Raw genomic sequence first — 16288 nt, 5'->3', positions numbered from 1 at the left:
CCATTGAACATTGAACATTGAAAATTAATTATGGGATTTTGTTATCAGAAGAACTTTAGTAATCCTACGTTGCCGGTTGACGAGGCCCAGTTCTGGGCCCTCGTCAGGGCAGAAAAATGGAACGAGAACATTGATAAGTATCGTGAAACTGGTGATGCTGCGTTGAAGCGAAAACTGCCTGCGTTTATCTTCCAGGCTACGTTCGACGAGACCACATCGAAAGCGGGCAAAACGGGTGCCTGGCGCAAACAGGCGGCTACCCAACTAACGGGCTTAGTGGTGATGGATATCGACCATGTCGAAAAACCTCGTGAGGTATTTGACCAATGGGGATTAGGCACGGATGAACACGGCTTTATAAATAAAGACGCGGCTGGGAGAATACTTTTGGTGTATATAACGCCTAGCGGAAAAGGGCTGAAAGTTGTGTTTAAAGCTGATGTGGCAGTAGGCAACCTCATCGACAACCAACATGCCATGGCCAAGGTGCTTGGGGTGGAGGTTGATGAGAGTTGCAAGGATGCCAGTCGTATGAGCTTCATCTGTAAGGAATCGGATATTTTGTATTTAAACAAAGAACTTTTTACGTATGAGAACAAGGAATTTGCTGAGCGATATACTGCTCTATATCGAGACGGTCATAGCCAGGCTACGAGAGAGGATGAATTAGGCACGAATTACGCGAATTTACGCGAAGAAAATAAAATTCGTGATAATTCGTGTAATTCGTGCCAAAAACAATTCAAGGGGGTTGCGTACTCGGAGATTATTGATGAGTGGTGGCGGCAGAATGGAGGGGTGCCACAGGAGGGCGAAAGGAATGTAAAACTGTACCAGTTGGCGGTGAGTTTGAGGGCCATTTGCGACAACAACCGACAGTTGCTGATGGAGATTATGCCACGCCTGGGACTGAGCGAAGAGGAGGTTCGCAGCATTGTGGAGAGTGCCTGCAAGGAAACGCCAAAAGGTCTTTCAAAAGCCATGCGGAGTGTACTGGAGGGGAATAAGAATCCGTCTGAACAATCAGAACACGATATCGACCAATGGCTGTGGGATTGGGGAGAGCAGATAGAGAAATTATTTGACGACTTTCCGATACTACGCGATGTGTGCAAAGGACTTAAACGCAACCAGTATGCTTCGGCCTTGTTTGTGAGTGGTGGATTTATGATGACGTTGATGACGCGATGCCGATACAGCTTTTATCATCGACCAGAAGAATTGCGACGCCTGAACTGCGAGGTGATGGTGATTGGTGATCCTGCCAGCGGAAAGAGTTTTGCTACCCGGTTGTACAAACTGCTGATAGCTCCGATTATCGCCGCCGACCGTATAGGTAAGGATGCCATCAACGCTTATCGCGAACAGATGAAAATCAAGGGTGCCAACAAGGAGAAACCGAAGAAACCCAAAGTGGTGGTACGTGTGCATCCTGCCCGCACCAGTAATGCCCAGTTTATTCAGGACATGGTGAATGCGGTTGAAGAGGTGGATGGCGAGCCCATGCAGTTGCACATGCTCACTTTTGATACTGAGCTGGACAATACCCTCTCGATTCAGAAAGGTGGTAGTTGGATTGACAAGCAATCGCTGGAGTTGAAAGCTTTCCACAACGAGGAGGACGGTCAGGCTTATTCGAACATGGACTCGGTGATTGAGAACTTCTGCGTAACCTGGAACTTTATATATACCGGCACGCCACTGGCCCTGAAGGCAAAAATAAACGAACGCAACTTTGGATCGGGATTGGCCACACGATTAACCTGTATCCCCTTGCCTCCCACTAACTTTGAGATGATGACCCGCGAAAGCGTGGTTGACCGTGAGAGCGACCATCGACTAAAGGAATGGGGTGAGAAGTTGGACCGTATGAAGGGTGTGCTGAGTGTAGAGAAGATTGTGGATGAGCTGTACGACTGGACGGCACGTCGCATGGCCGATGCCAAGGAGAACAACTCGAAAGCCGAAGAGATGCTGCTGAAGCGTTGTGCCTACCACGGACTAAACTTTGCCGCCCCGTTTATTGTGATGCGCCATTGGGAACAGATGCATCAGGATGGTGCCTACTACTGCGGAGAGTTTGAGACCGACGAGGTGGATTGGAAGTTGGCTGAGCTAATCGTCAACATACAGTACGCCTGTCAGCGCCACTTCTTTCTGGCTATGGCTGAGAAATACTTCGACGACCAGCAACGCGATGTTTTAACTACCACTCACCGAAGACAGAAAACGTACGATGGGTTTAACCGATTACCCGAGGAGTTTGCGGTTGACGACGTGATGACTTGCTTTGCCATCTCGAACCCCACGGTGGCACGTGTAAAGATCAGCAGACTGATGAAAGACCATCTGATTGAGAAGACAGACGAGTTTGTCGACAACGGCACCACCAAAGCCATCTACAGAAAGGTTGGTGCCATGTGTTAATCGCAGTATCACAGTAACATTTACATTAAACATTGAACATTAAACATTAAACATTAAACATTAAAGATTATGGAATCTATAGTGCAGCTTAATAGTAAAGCCAAACTCTCCGAGCATTTTGTGCTCGGGGAGTTTACCAGGAGCAAATACCCTGAAGTATATAACATACCCAGTCACGAGGCGATAGCGAACCTCACCAAGCTTTGCCAATGGCTTGAGTTTTTGCGAGAAAGGGCCTTGCGACCTATCATCATCAACTCAGGGTACAGATCACCTCAACTTAATCGAAAGGTTGGCGGGGCGGCGAACTCGAACCATCTAACGGGGTGCGCGGTGGATATACGCACATCGGGCTACGAACAGGCCATACAGTATGCAGCCATATTGATTGACTATGCCAACAAAAACAATCAGCAGTTTGATGAACTGCTGATTGAGAGGAATCGTTATGGGGCCGTATGGTTGCACTTGGCAGTACGTCCCAAGGATAATCGTAGAAAAGTGCTGTTTATGATTACTTAAACAGCAACTGGGCGAACTGGTAGAGGCTGCGGCGCCAGGTTTGCCACTCGTGAGCGGTCTCGGGTGAGATGTATGAGTGGGCGTTGATGCCTATCTTCTTCAGACCCTCGGCGGCATTGATCACACTACCCTCACCTTCGGCCATGCCCTTCTCCTTACCACCGGCACTCATAAAGAGCACCTTGTTGGTTGCCTTGAAATCGGGTACATCGGTGAGCTCGTCGGCACCAATGGTACCACCACTGAAGATACCAACGTAAGCAAAGGTCTTAGGATTGTTGAGGGTGATGCCGTGGGTCTGCATGCCACCCATCGACAAACCTGCCATAGCGCGATGATCGGCATCGGCAATCACACGATAGTTCTTTTCAACCATGGGGATGATATCCTTAATGAGCACCTCTTCGAATGCACCACCCATGCGGCGGGCCATCTTAGCAAAGTCGGCACCGCTCATGCGGGGGCGCTGACCACCTGCTGGACGTGCTCCACCCTGTGGACGTGGACCGCCTGGACGTGGACCACCAAAGCCCATAGGCTGCTCACCTGGCTTGCGGGCATTCAAACCATTGTCCATAAAGATGATGAAAGGCACGGCCTTGCCAGCGGCAATGAGGTTATCCATGATGATACCTGTCTTACCCTGTGCACCCCAACCGGTCTCGTTCTCGCCCATACCATGCTGCAGGTAGAGCACAGGGAACTTCTTAGTGGGGTTGGCATAATACTCGGCGGGCAGATAGATATAGCCGTGACGCATCTGCTGGGTTACTGATGAATAGTAGTAAACCTCGTTGACAGAGCCCTGAGGCACGTTCTTTACCGTGTAGAAGTCCTCGTCGGCGGCAGGGATATCGATACCGCTACCCCAACGGCTGGCTCCGTAATAGTATTTGCTACCTGGATCGGGCACTGAGGCACCATCGATGTTGAGCTGATAGTAGTGGAAGCCCTCGTCCTGTGGAGCCGACTCACCAGTCCACACACCGTTAGCATCCTTCTTCATCTCGTACTTCACACCACCGATGTCGAGCTTTACGCTATTAGCCTCGGGGGCTGAAATCTGGGCGCGAACCATGCGCTGTGAATTTACCATGGGATACTGTTTTCCCTCCTGATTAGTACTTGCAGGCTTAAAGTCTTCAGTTACTTGGGCACTTGCCGATACAGCCACGAAAGCTGCCATTAATAAAATAGTTTTCTTCATAAGTTATGTTATAACAATTGTTAGGTTTATTATGTTACTTGTTTGACACCCGAGAGGGCAAAAAGTAAAATGCCGCCTGCGATAGTTAATGAAGATTAACAAATAAAAAAAGAGCACCCTTATGCAGGATGCTCTATTTATAATAGCGTTTCAGGATTGCTTACTCGGCAGTCTCCTCGTCGTTAGCCTTGAAGTTCTCGAGGTCCTCAACCTGGAAGGCCTTGATGTAAGCAGCCTTACCAAGGATATCCTCTTCGGCCATGCGAACATATACGTTAGCGCTCTTAGCGAACAGCTCAGGAGCCTTAGCAGCATCGCGGAGGATGAGCAGACACATCACGAGCTCGGCTGTCATGTCGTACAGACGGCGAGCCAGGAAGTCGTGAGCATCCTGATTGTCGAGAGCCTTAACAGCGGCGAGAGCCTCCTCGTAAACGGGGATGAGCTTCTCAACACGGGCCTTGAGAGCAGCGTTAGCCTCAGCAGGCAGTGCAGCCAGCATGTCCTTGATGTTGTTGAGCATAGTGCCGTTGGTGATGTAGCGGATAGCAGCTACAACCTGCAACTGAGTGGTCCCCTCGTAGATAGAGAAGATACGTGCGTCGCGGAACAGGCGCTGGCTCTTGTACTCCATGATGAAACCTGAACCACCGTGGATGCTGATAGCATCGTAAGCGTTCTGGTTGGCGTACTCAGAGTTCATACCCTTGGCCAGTGGTGTGAAAGCATCGGCCAGGCGCTGGTACTTCTTGAGCTCCTGCTTCTCCTCGGGAGTAAGCTTGCGGTCGCGCTCGATATCCTCCAAGCACTTGTAGATATCAACGTAAGCGGCTGTCTCGTACAGGAGTGAACGACCAGCATCGAGCTTAGCCTTCATGCGAGAGAGCATATCGTAAACAGCGGGGAAGTTGATGATCTTATCACCGAACTGCTGACGCTCCTTAGCGTAAGCCAGGCCCTCGTTGTAAGCCTCCTGCTCAACACCTACACTCTGTGCAGCGATACCCAGACGGGCACCGTTCATCAGAGCCATCACGTACTTGATCAGACCCAGACGTGTGCTACCGCAGAGCTCGGCCTTAGCGTTCTTATAGGTGAGCTCACAGGTAGGTGAGCCATGGATACCCAGCTTGTGCTCGATGTGACGAACATCAACACCGCCCTGGCGCTTGTCGTAGATGAACATTGACAGACCACGTCCGTCCTTAGTGCCCTCCTCAGAACGGGCCAGCACGAGGTGGATGTCGCTATCACCGTTGGTGATGAAACGCTTCACACCGTTCAGGCGCCAGCAGTTCTCCTTCTCGTCGAAGGTAGCCTTCAGCATGACGCGCTGCAAGTCAGAACCAGCATCAGGCTCAGTCAGGTCCATACTCATACCCTCACCAGCGCAAACGCGTGGGATGTACTTCTGGCGCTGCTCCTCTGAACCGAACTCATACAGAGTGTCGATACAGCTCTGCAAGCTCCAGATGTTCTGGAAACCGGCATCAGCGGCCGAAATCATCTCAGAGAGCATTGAGAACACAGCGTTAGGCAGGTTCAGACCGCCGTAACGGCGAGGCATACTTACACCCCACAGACCAGCCTTACGGGTGGCGTCGAGGTTCTCGTAAGTCTTAGAGGCGTAGATCATACGACCATTCTCGAGGTGTGGACCTTCGAGGTCGACGCTCTCAGAGTTTGGCTCGATGATATTGGCAGCCACGTCGCCGGTGATGTCGAGAATCTGCTTGTAGTTCTCGATGGCATCGCCCAAGTCAACGGGAGCATAGTCATATTCCTTTGCATCAGCAAAGCCTTTTTCCTTCAGCTCAACGATACGAGCCATCAGGGGGTGGTTCAAGTAGAACCCGATCTCAGGATGATCGCTATAATAGTTTGCCATAATTATTCTTTGTTTTCTTGATTCTTCTTATATATTCTACCTCCTATTCTTGCACCAACGGGGATACCGCAAGCATAAGCGCCGATGTTTACTATCGCAGCACCTGCATGCTGGTCGATCGTCATCAGATAATACGATATACCGAGCAGTACGATGGTACAGAGAATGAGGAAATAATCTAAAGCTTTCATCTTACTTTGAGTTCTGCTTGTAGTACTTGATCAACTTTGGAACAACCTCCTCAACGGTGCCAACGATGACGTAGTCGGCAATCTTGTTGATAGGAGCATCGGGATCGCTGTTTACAGAGATGATGATACCAGAATCCTGCATACCAGCGATGTGCTGAATCTGTCCAGAGATACCACAGGCGATGTACACCTTTGGATGAACGGTAACACCAGTCTGACCAATCTGACGGTCGTGATCCAACCAGCCTGCATCCACAGCAGCACGGCTACCACCAACCTCACCATGGAGCACCTTAGCCAGCTCGAACAGCATGTCGAAGTTCTCCTTAGAGCCAACACCATAACCACCAGCAACAACGATAGGTGCACCCTTCAAGTTGTGCTTAGCAGCCTCTACGTGGTGGTCGAGTACCTTAACGACGAAAGCCTCGGGGCTTACATACTTGCTTACCTCTGGGTAAACAACCTCCTTGCGGCACTCGCCATCGTACAGAGCCTTCTGCATTACGCCAGAGCGTACTGTAGCCATCTGTGGACGGTGGTCGGGGTTAACGATAGTTGCAACGATGTTACCACCGAAAGCAGGACGAATCTGATAAAGCAGATTCTCGTAGGTCTTACCAGCCTTCTTATCCTCGAAAGGACCAATCTCCAGCTCTGTGCAGTCGGCAGTCAGACCAGAGGTCAGTGAAGACGATACACGTGGACCGAGGTCACGACCGATAACGGTAGCACCCATCAAACAGATCTGTGGCTGCTCCTCCTTGAAGAGGTTAACCAGAATATCAGTGTGTGGAGCTGAGGTGTAAGGGAACAGGTCCTTAGCATCGAAAACAAACAGCTTATCAACACCGTAAGGCAGAATCTGATCCTCGACCTTACCCTTGATGCCAGTACCGGCAACAATGGCGTGGAGCTCTACGTTCAGTTCATTGGCGAGCTTGCGACCCTTAGTCAACAGCTCCTGAGATACTTCCTGTACCTGAGTACCTTCAATTTCGCAATATACAAATACGTTATTAGCCATATCTCGTTATCCAATGATTTTTTCGTCCAACAATTCTTTGATCATTCCCTCGATATCAGCATCAGAAGCCGTCAAAGTCTTCGACTCCTTAGCCTGGAACACGATGTTCTTGATGGCCTTTACCTTGGTAGGTGAGCCACTCAAACCGCACTGGTTTACATCGCCATCAACATCAGCTACGCTCCACTGGTTCAGTGTCAACTCAGGGCGCTGCTCGTACAGATAGTCGTAGGCAGTACCCTCGGCAGGACGCTCCATAGGACAGGTAGCGCGCTTGTACTTCATCACCAGCTTAGCATTCTGGGGGCGACAAGGAGCAGCGCTTCCGTTAACAGTGATTACAACAGGCAGAGGAGCCTCAACAGTCTCCACACCACCGTCGATCACACGCTTGATGGTAGCCTTACCATCCTTTACTGAGAGAACCTCCTCAGCGTAAGTTACCTGGTTGAGACCCAGCTTCTGAGCCACCTGAGGACCTACCTGAGCGGTATCACCATCGATAGCCTGACGACCACCGATAACGATGTCAACATCGCCAATCTTCTTGATGGCAGTAGCCAGAGCATAAGAAGTAGCGAGGGTATCAGCACCAGCGAAGAGACGATCGGTAAGCAACCAACCTGTATCAGCGCCACGATATAATCCCTGACGGATAATCTCACCTGCACGTGGAGGACCCATCGTGAGGATTCCTACTGTTGAGCCTGGGTTCTGCTCCTTCAGACGAAGGGCCTGCTCCAAGGCGTTCAAATCTTCTGGATTGAAGATGGCGGGAAGGGCTGCACGGTTTACGGTGCCTTCGGCAGTCATTGCATCCTTACCCACATTTCGGGTGTCTGGCACTTGCTTGGCCAGCACAACAATCTTTAAAGCCATATTTATTAATAATGTGAATGAAATTTCAAAATCGGCTGCAAAAATACACTTTTTTGAGCATACAGCCAAATAAAATGCACAAAAATACGCCGAATGTGCACAAATCGAGCAATTTGTGCAATTAAATAAGTACGAAAGATTGCTTAATTATGCCAAAATGTTGTAATTTTGCAGCCGAAAAATGAATATTGAGATGAAAAAGTACATATTTATTGCTTTTGCGTGTCTTTTTGGCAACGCTACCATCCAAGCGCAGGACAAGGTAGAAACAACAGTAGAGGCCGACGTAGTAAGTCAGTATATCTGGCGTGGTATGGACTTGGGACATGTATCGCTACAGCCCACGCTGGCCGTGAGTTACAAGGGATTAACACTCGAAGCATGGGGCAGCGTAGGACTGACCGACAGCAACGACACACGCGAGTTTGACGTGGCCTTGAAATACACCACCGGCAGATTTAACTTCGGCATTGGCGACTACTGGTTTAACGAGGGTCTTGATCCCGAGAACCGCTATTTCCGTTACAATGCACACTCTACCAACCATGTGATTGAGGCTAACGTAGGTTACGACTTCGGTCCGCTGGCATTACAGTGGTACACCAATATTGCGGGTAACGATGGCTTTACCTGTTGCGATCATCGTGCCTACAGCAGTTATGTAGAGGCCACAGCCCCCTTTAAGCTGGGTGGTTGCCAGTGGCAGGCCACAATAGGTGCCGTGCCCTTCTACACCACCTTTTACGATGCCGAGGGCTTTATTATAAATAATGTGACACTGCGTGCCGATCGTGATATCAAGATTACCGACCACTTCAGTCTGCCCGTGTTTGCCCAGATAACAGGCAACCCATCCAGCGAGCACGCTTATTTTGTATTTGGATTTAAGTTAAAAGCATTCTAAAACATTATGACAAACGGAATATATACCATCTTACTGCTCATATTGAGCAATGTGTTTATGACCTTCGCCTGGTACGGTCATCTGCGCCTGCAACAGTCGGGCATTTCGAGCAACTGGCCACTGTATCTGGTGATTGCCTTTTCATGGATGATTGCCTTTTTCGAGTACTGCTGTCAGGTCCCCGCCAACCGCATCGGATTTATCGACAATGGCGGTCCGTTCAACCTGGTACAGCTAAAGGTGATTCAGGAGTGCATATCGCTGGTAGTGTTTGCCGTGATTGCCAACTTCTGTTTCCAGCACGAGCAACTGCACTGGAACCATGCCGCCGCAGCACTCTGCCTGGTGATGGCCGTATATTTTGTATTTATGAAACCGTAAGAAAGTTTATCGGGTTAACGAGAACTTCATAGATAAACCAAAATCATGCGTCGTTGTGGGATAGCTATTGCTTGACAACAACGGCGTATTTGTTTGTGTATCGTAATAAGCCGTGAGGGTGAGCAAACGCGAGAGTGTGTAATCGGCCATAAACGAGAGTTTGAAGGCTGTGTTACCACTGGATGCCGACGACACGCCCGTGGCGATATCGCGGGTGATGGCCGCCTGCTTGCGCAACGAGATATCAAGGCGAAGGTTCAAGTCGTGGTTAACACCGGTCTTTCTAGAGAAGCTAGCCTGTCTGGTGTTGCCAGCGTTGCTGGCATCGCCAGACTTACTGGAACTTCTAGAATTTCTTGGGTTCTGGGCTTTGCTGATGGTGCGGTTGCCCTTGGCACCAAACAGATTAAAATCGCGGATTTTATAAGCCAGACCAACCACCCAGTCCTTACTGAGCGACTCGTTGAGCTGAATGCTGGTCATCGAGAGGTTGAGCACACGGGTGGTGCGGTATTCCAGCTTTGCCGTAAGGTCGTTTTGGAAGGTAGCATCCACACCCAGCAGGGGCGAGAAGGCCTCGTTGATGCTCACGGTAGAGTAGCTGGTGTTGACGTAGCTACCCACACTATAAATGCTCTTATAGGCATGGTTCAGGTTCAGACTCTTCAGATGCTCCTTTACCCAGGCTAGTTTCGACAGTCCGCCATAACGCACACTCCAGTTGGGCAACAGGCGGGCCAGCGACGGGAAGATGGCCAGCGACTTGCCTGCACCCGAGGTATAGGCCGACAGGAAAGCCGGGATAAGCACCTGGGGTGAATACTCCTCGCCTACCCTTTGCTGGAACTCGGGGATGAGCTCGCGGAAATGGTCGAAAGCGGCCGAACGATAGCCGTTGTTGGCATTACCCATACCTGCCAGTGCCCCTCGCAAAGAAATGGTAGTGATATTAAACGTACCACTCAAGGTGGTGGGCATGCCATCGTACATATACTGTACACTCTTGGCGCGGGTATCGGTACGCGAGGCGGTGAGATCGATCTTCAGGTCGCGGATAGGCTCGAGCACAGCCTTTATCTGCAGATCCTTACTGGTGTTGATATTGGCAGGGGTGGATACGCTATCGTTCTGCAACAGCCAGTTGCGACCGAGGGCCTTATCGATATAGCCATCGCCCATCAGTCCGAAAGCAAAATCCAGTCCTGGTGTCAGCAATCCATCAGTACGATTCTGACCCAACATATCGCCCACATTGGGCATAAAGCCAGGCAACAGCATCGAATACTGGGTGCGAAAGCTGATGTTCATACTACGCAGCATCATGAGCACACGTAGGGGCCCCTTGTTGCTCTTGTTGGCCTTTTGCAGAGCGGGGATGTGGTTATAGAGGGTGACGAAATTAAGCGCCACGTTCATGTTTACCTGACGGTTGCTGGTGATGGTGTTACCCAGACTGGTGCCATCCTCTAACTCGGTACCACGCACCCAGGTGTAGCGACCGCTATACGAGGCATCGGCATTCACCCAATCGAAGATGGGCAGTTTGTTGAGCGGGAACTGGTACGAGGCAGTTACCTGTTGCTGGTAATCGAGCGGTGTACCCCAGTTGCGGATGCTCTGTTTTACCGAATCCTTCCAAGCCACATACTGATCGGGATACAGGTCCTTGTTGATCGGCGTATAGGGCTCTTCGATCTCAGCACGGGTGGCCGACTGGAAGGTGAAATGCAGGTTCTTGGTAAAGTCCCATCGCAGGGAGAAATCACGGTTCCACAGGAACTGCTCGGAGAATGTAAGTGGCAGGTTCTGATTCTCCAGACTCTCCAGATCGCGCTCCTGCAGTTCGTAGTAGTTACGCGTCATCTCGGTATTGAACGAGATGCTCTGGGGCAAGTAGTTCAGACCTATCGACTTAGGGAAGTTGAGCCACTTCGACTTACCCTTGAGTTTCTTAAACGGCTCCCAGGTCTTATACACGGGCGAGTAAGCGTAGTTCAGGGCGCCACGCCACTGGTCTTCACGCTCGTAAACGGTGGTCTTACCCGAGGTGTTACGATGGGCATGACTGTACGAGAACGAGAAGTTGGCGGGATCGTAAGGCATAGGATGACGCTTGGTTTTCAATCCCCAGCGCAGGTTCGACAGCGCGAAGTTGGTGTTACGTGTTTTGGTAACAGCAATACTCTCGATGCTGTCGCGCTCGTGCTGGTTGGCGGCACTCTCCAAGGCATCGCTCAGGCGCATATCCGAATCGAGCGGATTATAACGTGGGCGCACCTCCTCGTGACTCACCGAGTAATACAATGGCGCACTTACCTTGGCCTTGTCGGGGAAGAACTTACCCAACTCTAACTGGGCGGTAAACGAGTATTCCTTCTGGGTGTCGGTAGAGCGTTGCATCACACTCTCCTCCAGTCCACCAAAGCCATCGCTGATGTATCGGCCCGAGAGGTTCACGGTACCGAAATCAGACAGTTGCACGTTCATGGTGCCCGATGCCGCCCAACCGCCATTGTTGTTGGCATCCATCAATCGGAGCTCGTTCACCCACACCTCACCCGACTTCACCTGGTCGGAGATGTTACGCACACCAATCATCATCACCTTCACCTCGCCCAGAGTAGGGTTACCCTGCACACGTACCGTGTTGTTGGGTTTGCGAGGGTCGGGCTCGCTATAAACCTGATTAAAGCTACCGATACCCTGTGCCTTGGCCTGGTTACGGGCTTTCTTCAGTTTGGTAAACACATCAAGATTGATATCCAGCATGTTCTCTTCGGGCCACACCATACGGCGATCGGCCGTGGCATACTTACTGTAATCGCTACGGTCGGGGGTGAGCTGAAGGGGTATCTCGTACTCGTAGTAGTTATTCTTATAGTCGCTACCCATACGCACAAACACAGCCAACTGGCCGTTCTGCAACTGGGTGGCATCGGGCACCAGGTGGTTGGCATGCACAAACATCTGCATGTGCTTGTACTGGCGCAGGTCGAGGTTCATGTTACGATAAACGGCCTTCGACTCGCCATGCTGCAAATCCTTCACCACCATATCGAGCGACTGCTCGTTGTTCTCAACCAACTGGGGCTGTGAGGGGTCGGTAACACGACTGATGCCTGGGGGCAACACGTAGTTAACGGGTGTTTTATCGTTGTTCTCCTCGATGTTCACAGCACTCACCTCGATGGTTCCACCCTCGGCACCTGTGCCCAAACTCTGCTTATACACACGCCACTCGCCACGCACCAGGTCGAGCGAACCGAATCGCAGTACGATAGGCTTCTGGAAGCCCGTCATAAACATACGCATAAAGCGCACACTGGTAAAATCGCTGATGCTACCCACCTTGCGCTCGTACTCGGTAAGGGGAATGCGGAACTGATACCAGTTAACGCTGGTGGTATCGCCGTTACGCAACTTAACGCTACTGGTACGCATATCGGTGATAAAGCAATCGGCAGGGGGCACACCATTACGGTAGGCTTCGAGTATCTCGGGACTGATACGCACCTTGTACTGGTAGTAGCGCTCGTACTCGTTCAGGGTGTAGTCCTGGTTGATATCCTCAACATCTGGACCGCTCTTATAGCTGGTATCGTAACTCTCGGTCTGGTCCTCGGTCTCGGGTGAGTTGCCCTGAGGGTTGTTGATACGCTTGTAGCGTTCGAGGATGCTCTTGCGCTCGTTGTCGAAATCGGTGCCACGATAGTAGTGATAATCGTCGCCTGCAGGGTCCTGTCGCCAGGCCTGTAGGGTGCTGTCGTTGGTTACCACACCACTCACAGCATTCAACCAATCGTGGTAGGCACCATACTGTTGCTCCTCTTCATCCGTTAATCCATTGTAACCCACATCCTGCTTTTTACGCGAGCCGGTGGTGGTAGCAAAAGCATAGGTCTGGGTGGCCTGCACGGGTATCTTTCCCCACTGAGTGGTGGTAAAATTGTTACTGCCATCCACGGGCATGCCACTCTCATAGAATTTCTTGCCATCGCGCAGGATATCCTCGGATATCTCGCCCAGATTAAAATACAGGTCGCCCGCATAATCCGAAGCCCTACCCTGCTCGCGGGTATAGATGAACGGATCGAGCAACCAGAACTCGATATACTCGATGTTGGCCTGCTCAAAATCGTTGGTATCAATCTTACGCATCATACCGCCCCACTTGGTTTCGGGCTGTTGCAGGGTACCATCGCTGTTAAGTCCCAACGAGAGGTTGTAAGGACCACGCTCCTGGGGGTAGTAAGCCAGGTTAAGAATGGGCAGTGTTGAGGTGGCGCCGTTATAGGTGCTCTGGTCGCGGTTGGGATACAGTTCCTTGACATACACCTCGCGCACATAGTGGTTGGAGAGCTGATTCAGGTCGCTCTTGATATGGGCAGGAGTAAGCGTAGAACTGCGACGGGTAAAGATGGGATCGACATTATACCAAGCCAACAGGGCACGGTTATAACCACTGGTAACACCCGTTTTATCGCCACTCTCGGGGAACATCGAGGGCACACTCGAGAGTGTCCACTCCTTGGGGTTGCTCATATCCAGATAGCTCTTGGTATTCTCGAAATCATCCACATACGAGGCGTTATCCTGGGTGCCACGGGCACGACCGGCTATCAACTGGGCAAACTCGCCTGTAAACGAGATGTGCGAGGGTTCTTTTACATGCAGGAAAGGTATTTTATTGAGCATGGTAGTGAGCCACTGACTCTCCTGTTTCCAGTTTACGCTCAGACCCCAGATGGTGTTGCTCAAGGGTTCCTCGCCCATGGTCACCTTCGAGGTAAGTGCCTGCTCGCTCAGGTGCATCAGCGTACCACCGATAGTGAGACTCTTGGAGAGTTCGTACTCCCAGTTGACGCCTAACATGGTTTTACGCTGCATACCGTATTCGGTATCCGACTCGAGCGACACGTTCACGTTGGTACCCGCATCGATGATGCTCTGGTTCAGGATGGTTACCTCGCCTGCTGAGTAATCTACCGAATAATCTGAACCTTCGGTCAGCACCATGCCACCTGCCGTAACCACCACCGAGCCGTGAGGCACGTTCATGGCACCTAACGAGATGACATTGGCCGACGAGCCTTTATACTGGCCCACCAGCATGTATTTATCCTTCTCGGCTATCAGCTTGGCCACCGTCTTGGTTGAGTCGTACAGTTCGCTGAACACGTACTTCTCGGCCTCGGATGCGGGCAAACCGTTCTTCTTCAACTGCTGGCGCAGGTAGTCACCAAAGGGTTCGGCAGAAGGCAGGAATACACGACCATCGCTTACGGTGTAGCCCTCAACAAAATCGAAGTAGCCATTAGAATGCAGTTTGTTGTTATTATCCAGACGATCGCAACCCAACATCTTCAGGAGCGTTGTGTTTTTCACACGCTGATCGGGGATATAGGTGAGATACACACCTGCTGTATCGCTCTGGAACTTGATATCCAGACGGAACTTGGTTTTCTCGACCTTCGAAGCCAGATAATACACGTTTTTCATCATCAGTTTCCAGTTGGATTGCGAAGGATTATTCGAGGTATTCTTCAGCGACTTCACAAAGAGTGCCTTGGAGGTCTCGGTAATATCTGCGGCAAACTCGCCCACCTTATAGGTCACGCCACCCGAGGTAAACTCGAAGGCCACGGCCAGCACCTGATCGGTCTGGAGTCCGCTCTTCAGTGAGATATAACCCAAGGCCTTGTTAACGGTGTATTCGGATGAGGTGAGCAAACGGGCACTGGCCAGTTTCTCGTAGTCGCGACCACTCTCAAAATCGGGCATACCAGCCAGCACACTATTGGTCTGGTCGATATCACGCGCATCGGCATACTGGGTAGTCAGGGTGTTATACAGGTTGTTAGCGGCATTATCAGGCACACGCTGCGAACCCTCACCCAAGTCGGCTACAGCCACAATATTACGGGTGTTCGAGGTGGTTCCCGTTTTATTGGTCACCCAAATCTCCACACGAGTAATCTCGATACCGGTAGTGAGGTTTGGCAGGGTGCTCATGGCCTGATCGTAGCGGTTGCGGAAGTAATGCGACAAGAAGAAGTGACGGTTCTCCTCGTAATCGGCCACATCGAGTTCGAAAGCAGTGGTCTGTGTGCCACCTTTCGATGAGACGCTCTTGGATGATGATTTCTTCTGCGAGAGTACGGCCTGGAGTTTCAGTCGTCCGAACTGCATATCGGTACGCACACCAAACAAACTGCTGGCACCTTTTACCAACGAGTTGTTACTGGGGAAGGTGATGTTACCAGCCTCGACCAGTTTGATAATCTCGTCCTCCTTACCCTCGTACTTCAACTTCAGATTCTGGGCATCGAAATCAAACGTGGCATCGGTATTGTAGTTCAGGTTCATGTTCACCTTATCGCCCACCTTTCCGTTCAGGTTCAGATTCACCTTCTCGTCGAAATCAAACGAGGTGGTCTTGCGGTTACGGATGGGCAATGAGGGGTTATCAATCTTCTTGATGTTACCACCAATCTTCAATTCGGCCGTTCCCTGGGTTTTGATACGCACACCACCAGGACCGAAAATCTTCTCGGCCGGTCCCAGGTCGAAGTGCATATCCATCAGGTCGAACTTATCCTTACCGGCGTTCTGGATGTTCTCTTCGTTTTTCTTGTGAAAGAAATCGTGCAAGGCACGTTTCTCAACATACTGACGATACTCCTCGGGTGTCATCAGCGTGGGCACATTCAGGTACGAATCGCCCATCTTCTGTCCGATGTAATAAACGTTCAGCGAATCGTTATACTCCACCGTTTCGCGGATATTTTCGGGTGTCTTCAGGTAGTTCTTCGTCTGCGCATACGCCCCCGCGCACGCGAACAAAGCCACCATCAGTAATCCA

General features: G+C 50.9%; 10 protein-coding genes. 4 read left to right on the top strand and 6 right to left on the bottom strand.

Features of this window, described 5'->3' with window-relative positions; translation table 11 throughout:
• Positions 1–30 precede the first annotated feature (30 nt).
• Both BLR73_RS11805 and BLR73_RS11800 read left to right on the top strand, forming a co-directional pair.
• Positions 31–2427: a BT4734/BF3469 family protein gene (locus BLR73_RS11805; RefSeq protein ID WP_176763685.1), complete on the top strand. Its 2397-nt coding sequence runs from the start codon at positions 31–33 to the stop codon at positions 2425–2427.
• A 69-nt stretch (positions 2428–2496) separates the two neighbouring features.
• The gene (locus BLR73_RS11800) at positions 2497–2949 is read left to right on the top strand and encodes a D-Ala-D-Ala carboxypeptidase family metallohydrolase (RefSeq protein ID WP_091862233.1); all 453 of its coding nucleotides are present in this window, start codon (positions 2497–2499) and stop codon (positions 2947–2949) included.
• Here the strand turns inward: BLR73_RS11800 and BLR73_RS11795 are convergent.
• The 5 genes from BLR73_RS11795 to BLR73_RS11775 all read right to left on the bottom strand — a co-directional run bounded on the left by BLR73_RS11795 (position 2942) and on the right by BLR73_RS11775 (position 8141).
• A complete protein-coding gene (locus tag BLR73_RS11795; RefSeq protein ID WP_091862230.1) occupies positions 2942–4156 on the bottom strand; it encodes an alpha/beta hydrolase in 1215 nt (404 codons plus the stop codon). The genes BLR73_RS11800 and BLR73_RS11795 overlap by 8 nt on opposite strands.
• Before the next feature lie 160 nt (positions 4157–4316).
• Positions 4317–6044 (bottom strand): acyl-CoA dehydrogenase family protein, encoded by a 1728-nt coding sequence (locus BLR73_RS11790; protein WP_091862227.1) that lies wholly within the window; start codon positions 6042–6044, stop codon positions 4317–4319.
• 2 nt (positions 6045–6046) lie between these two features.
• A complete protein-coding gene (locus BLR73_RS11785) occupies positions 6047–6235 on the bottom strand; it encodes a hypothetical protein (RefSeq protein WP_033149530.1) in 189 nt (62 codons plus the stop codon).
• Position 6236: 1 nt separating this feature from the next.
• Complete coding sequence (locus BLR73_RS11780; protein WP_091862225.1) at positions 6237–7262, bottom strand: electron transfer flavoprotein subunit alpha/FixB family protein; 1026 nt, start codon at positions 7260–7262, stop codon at positions 6237–6239.
• A gap of 6 nt (positions 7263–7268) precedes the next feature.
• Positions 7269–8141, bottom strand: coding sequence for an electron transfer flavoprotein subunit beta/FixA family protein (locus BLR73_RS11775; RefSeq protein WP_013064028.1), 873 nt, complete (start codon positions 8139–8141; stop codon positions 7269–7271).
• Between the two features lie 181 nt (positions 8142–8322).
• Here BLR73_RS11775 and BLR73_RS11770 point away from each other — a divergent pair, with 181 nt between their 5' ends.
• Entirely contained in the window at positions 8323–9045 is a 723-nt protein-coding gene (locus BLR73_RS11770; RefSeq protein WP_091862222.1) for a TorF family putative porin, read from the top strand.
• A 6-nt stretch (positions 9046–9051) separates the two neighbouring features.
• The gene (locus tag BLR73_RS11765; protein WP_013065301.1) at positions 9052–9426 is read left to right on the top strand and encodes a DMT family protein; all 375 of its coding nucleotides are present in this window, start codon (positions 9052–9054) and stop codon (positions 9424–9426) included.
• 6 nt (positions 9427–9432) lie between these two features.
• Here BLR73_RS11765 and sprA read toward each other — a convergent pair whose 3' ends face one another.
• Positions 9433–16278 (bottom strand): T9SS outer membrane translocon Sov/SprA, encoded by a 6846-nt coding sequence (sprA, locus tag BLR73_RS11760; protein ID WP_091862220.1) that lies wholly within the window; start codon positions 16276–16278, stop codon positions 9433–9435.
• Between the last annotated feature and the right edge of the window lie 10 nt (positions 16279–16288).

Origin of the sequence: Prevotella sp. khp1 (assembly GCF_900102205.1) — a bacterium.
Lineage (GTDB): Bacteria > Bacteroidota > Bacteroidia > Bacteroidales > Bacteroidaceae > Prevotella > Prevotella ruminicola.
This window is presented reverse-complemented; position numbering and strand designations above follow the sequence as displayed.

Excerpts from the sequence above, each read along its gene's own strand:
- BLR73_RS11805 (WP_176763685.1), top strand. The coding sequence starts at position 31 with ATGGGATTTTGTTATCAGAAGAACTTTAGTAATCCTACGTTGCCGGTT.
- BLR73_RS11800 (WP_091862233.1), top strand. The coding sequence starts at position 2,497 with ATGGAATCTATAGTGCAGCTTAATAGTAAAGCCAAACTCTCCGAGCAT.
- BLR73_RS11795 (WP_091862230.1), bottom strand. The coding sequence starts at position 4,156 with ATGAAGAAAACTATTTTATTAATGGCAGCTTTCGTGGCTGTATCGGCA.
- BLR73_RS11790 (WP_091862227.1), bottom strand. The coding sequence starts at position 6,044 with ATGGCAAACTATTATAGCGATCATCCTGAGATCGGGTTCTACTTGAAC.
- BLR73_RS11785 (WP_033149530.1), bottom strand. The coding sequence starts at position 6,235 with ATGAAAGCTTTAGATTATTTCCTCATTCTCTGTACCATCGTACTGCTC.
- BLR73_RS11780 (WP_091862225.1), bottom strand. The coding sequence starts at position 7,262 with ATGGCTAATAACGTATTTGTATATTGCGAAATTGAAGGTACTCAGGTA.
- BLR73_RS11775 (WP_013064028.1), bottom strand. The coding sequence starts at position 8,141 with ATGGCTTTAAAGATTGTTGTGCTGGCCAAGCAAGTGCCAGACACCCGA.
- BLR73_RS11770 (WP_091862222.1), top strand. The coding sequence starts at position 8,323 with ATGAATATTGAGATGAAAAAGTACATATTTATTGCTTTTGCGTGTCTT.
- BLR73_RS11765 (WP_013065301.1), top strand. The coding sequence starts at position 9,052 with ATGACAAACGGAATATATACCATCTTACTGCTCATATTGAGCAATGTG.
- sprA (WP_091862220.1), bottom strand. The coding sequence starts at position 16,278 with ATGGTGGCTTTGTTCGCGTGCGCGGGGGCGTATGCGCAGACGAAGAAC.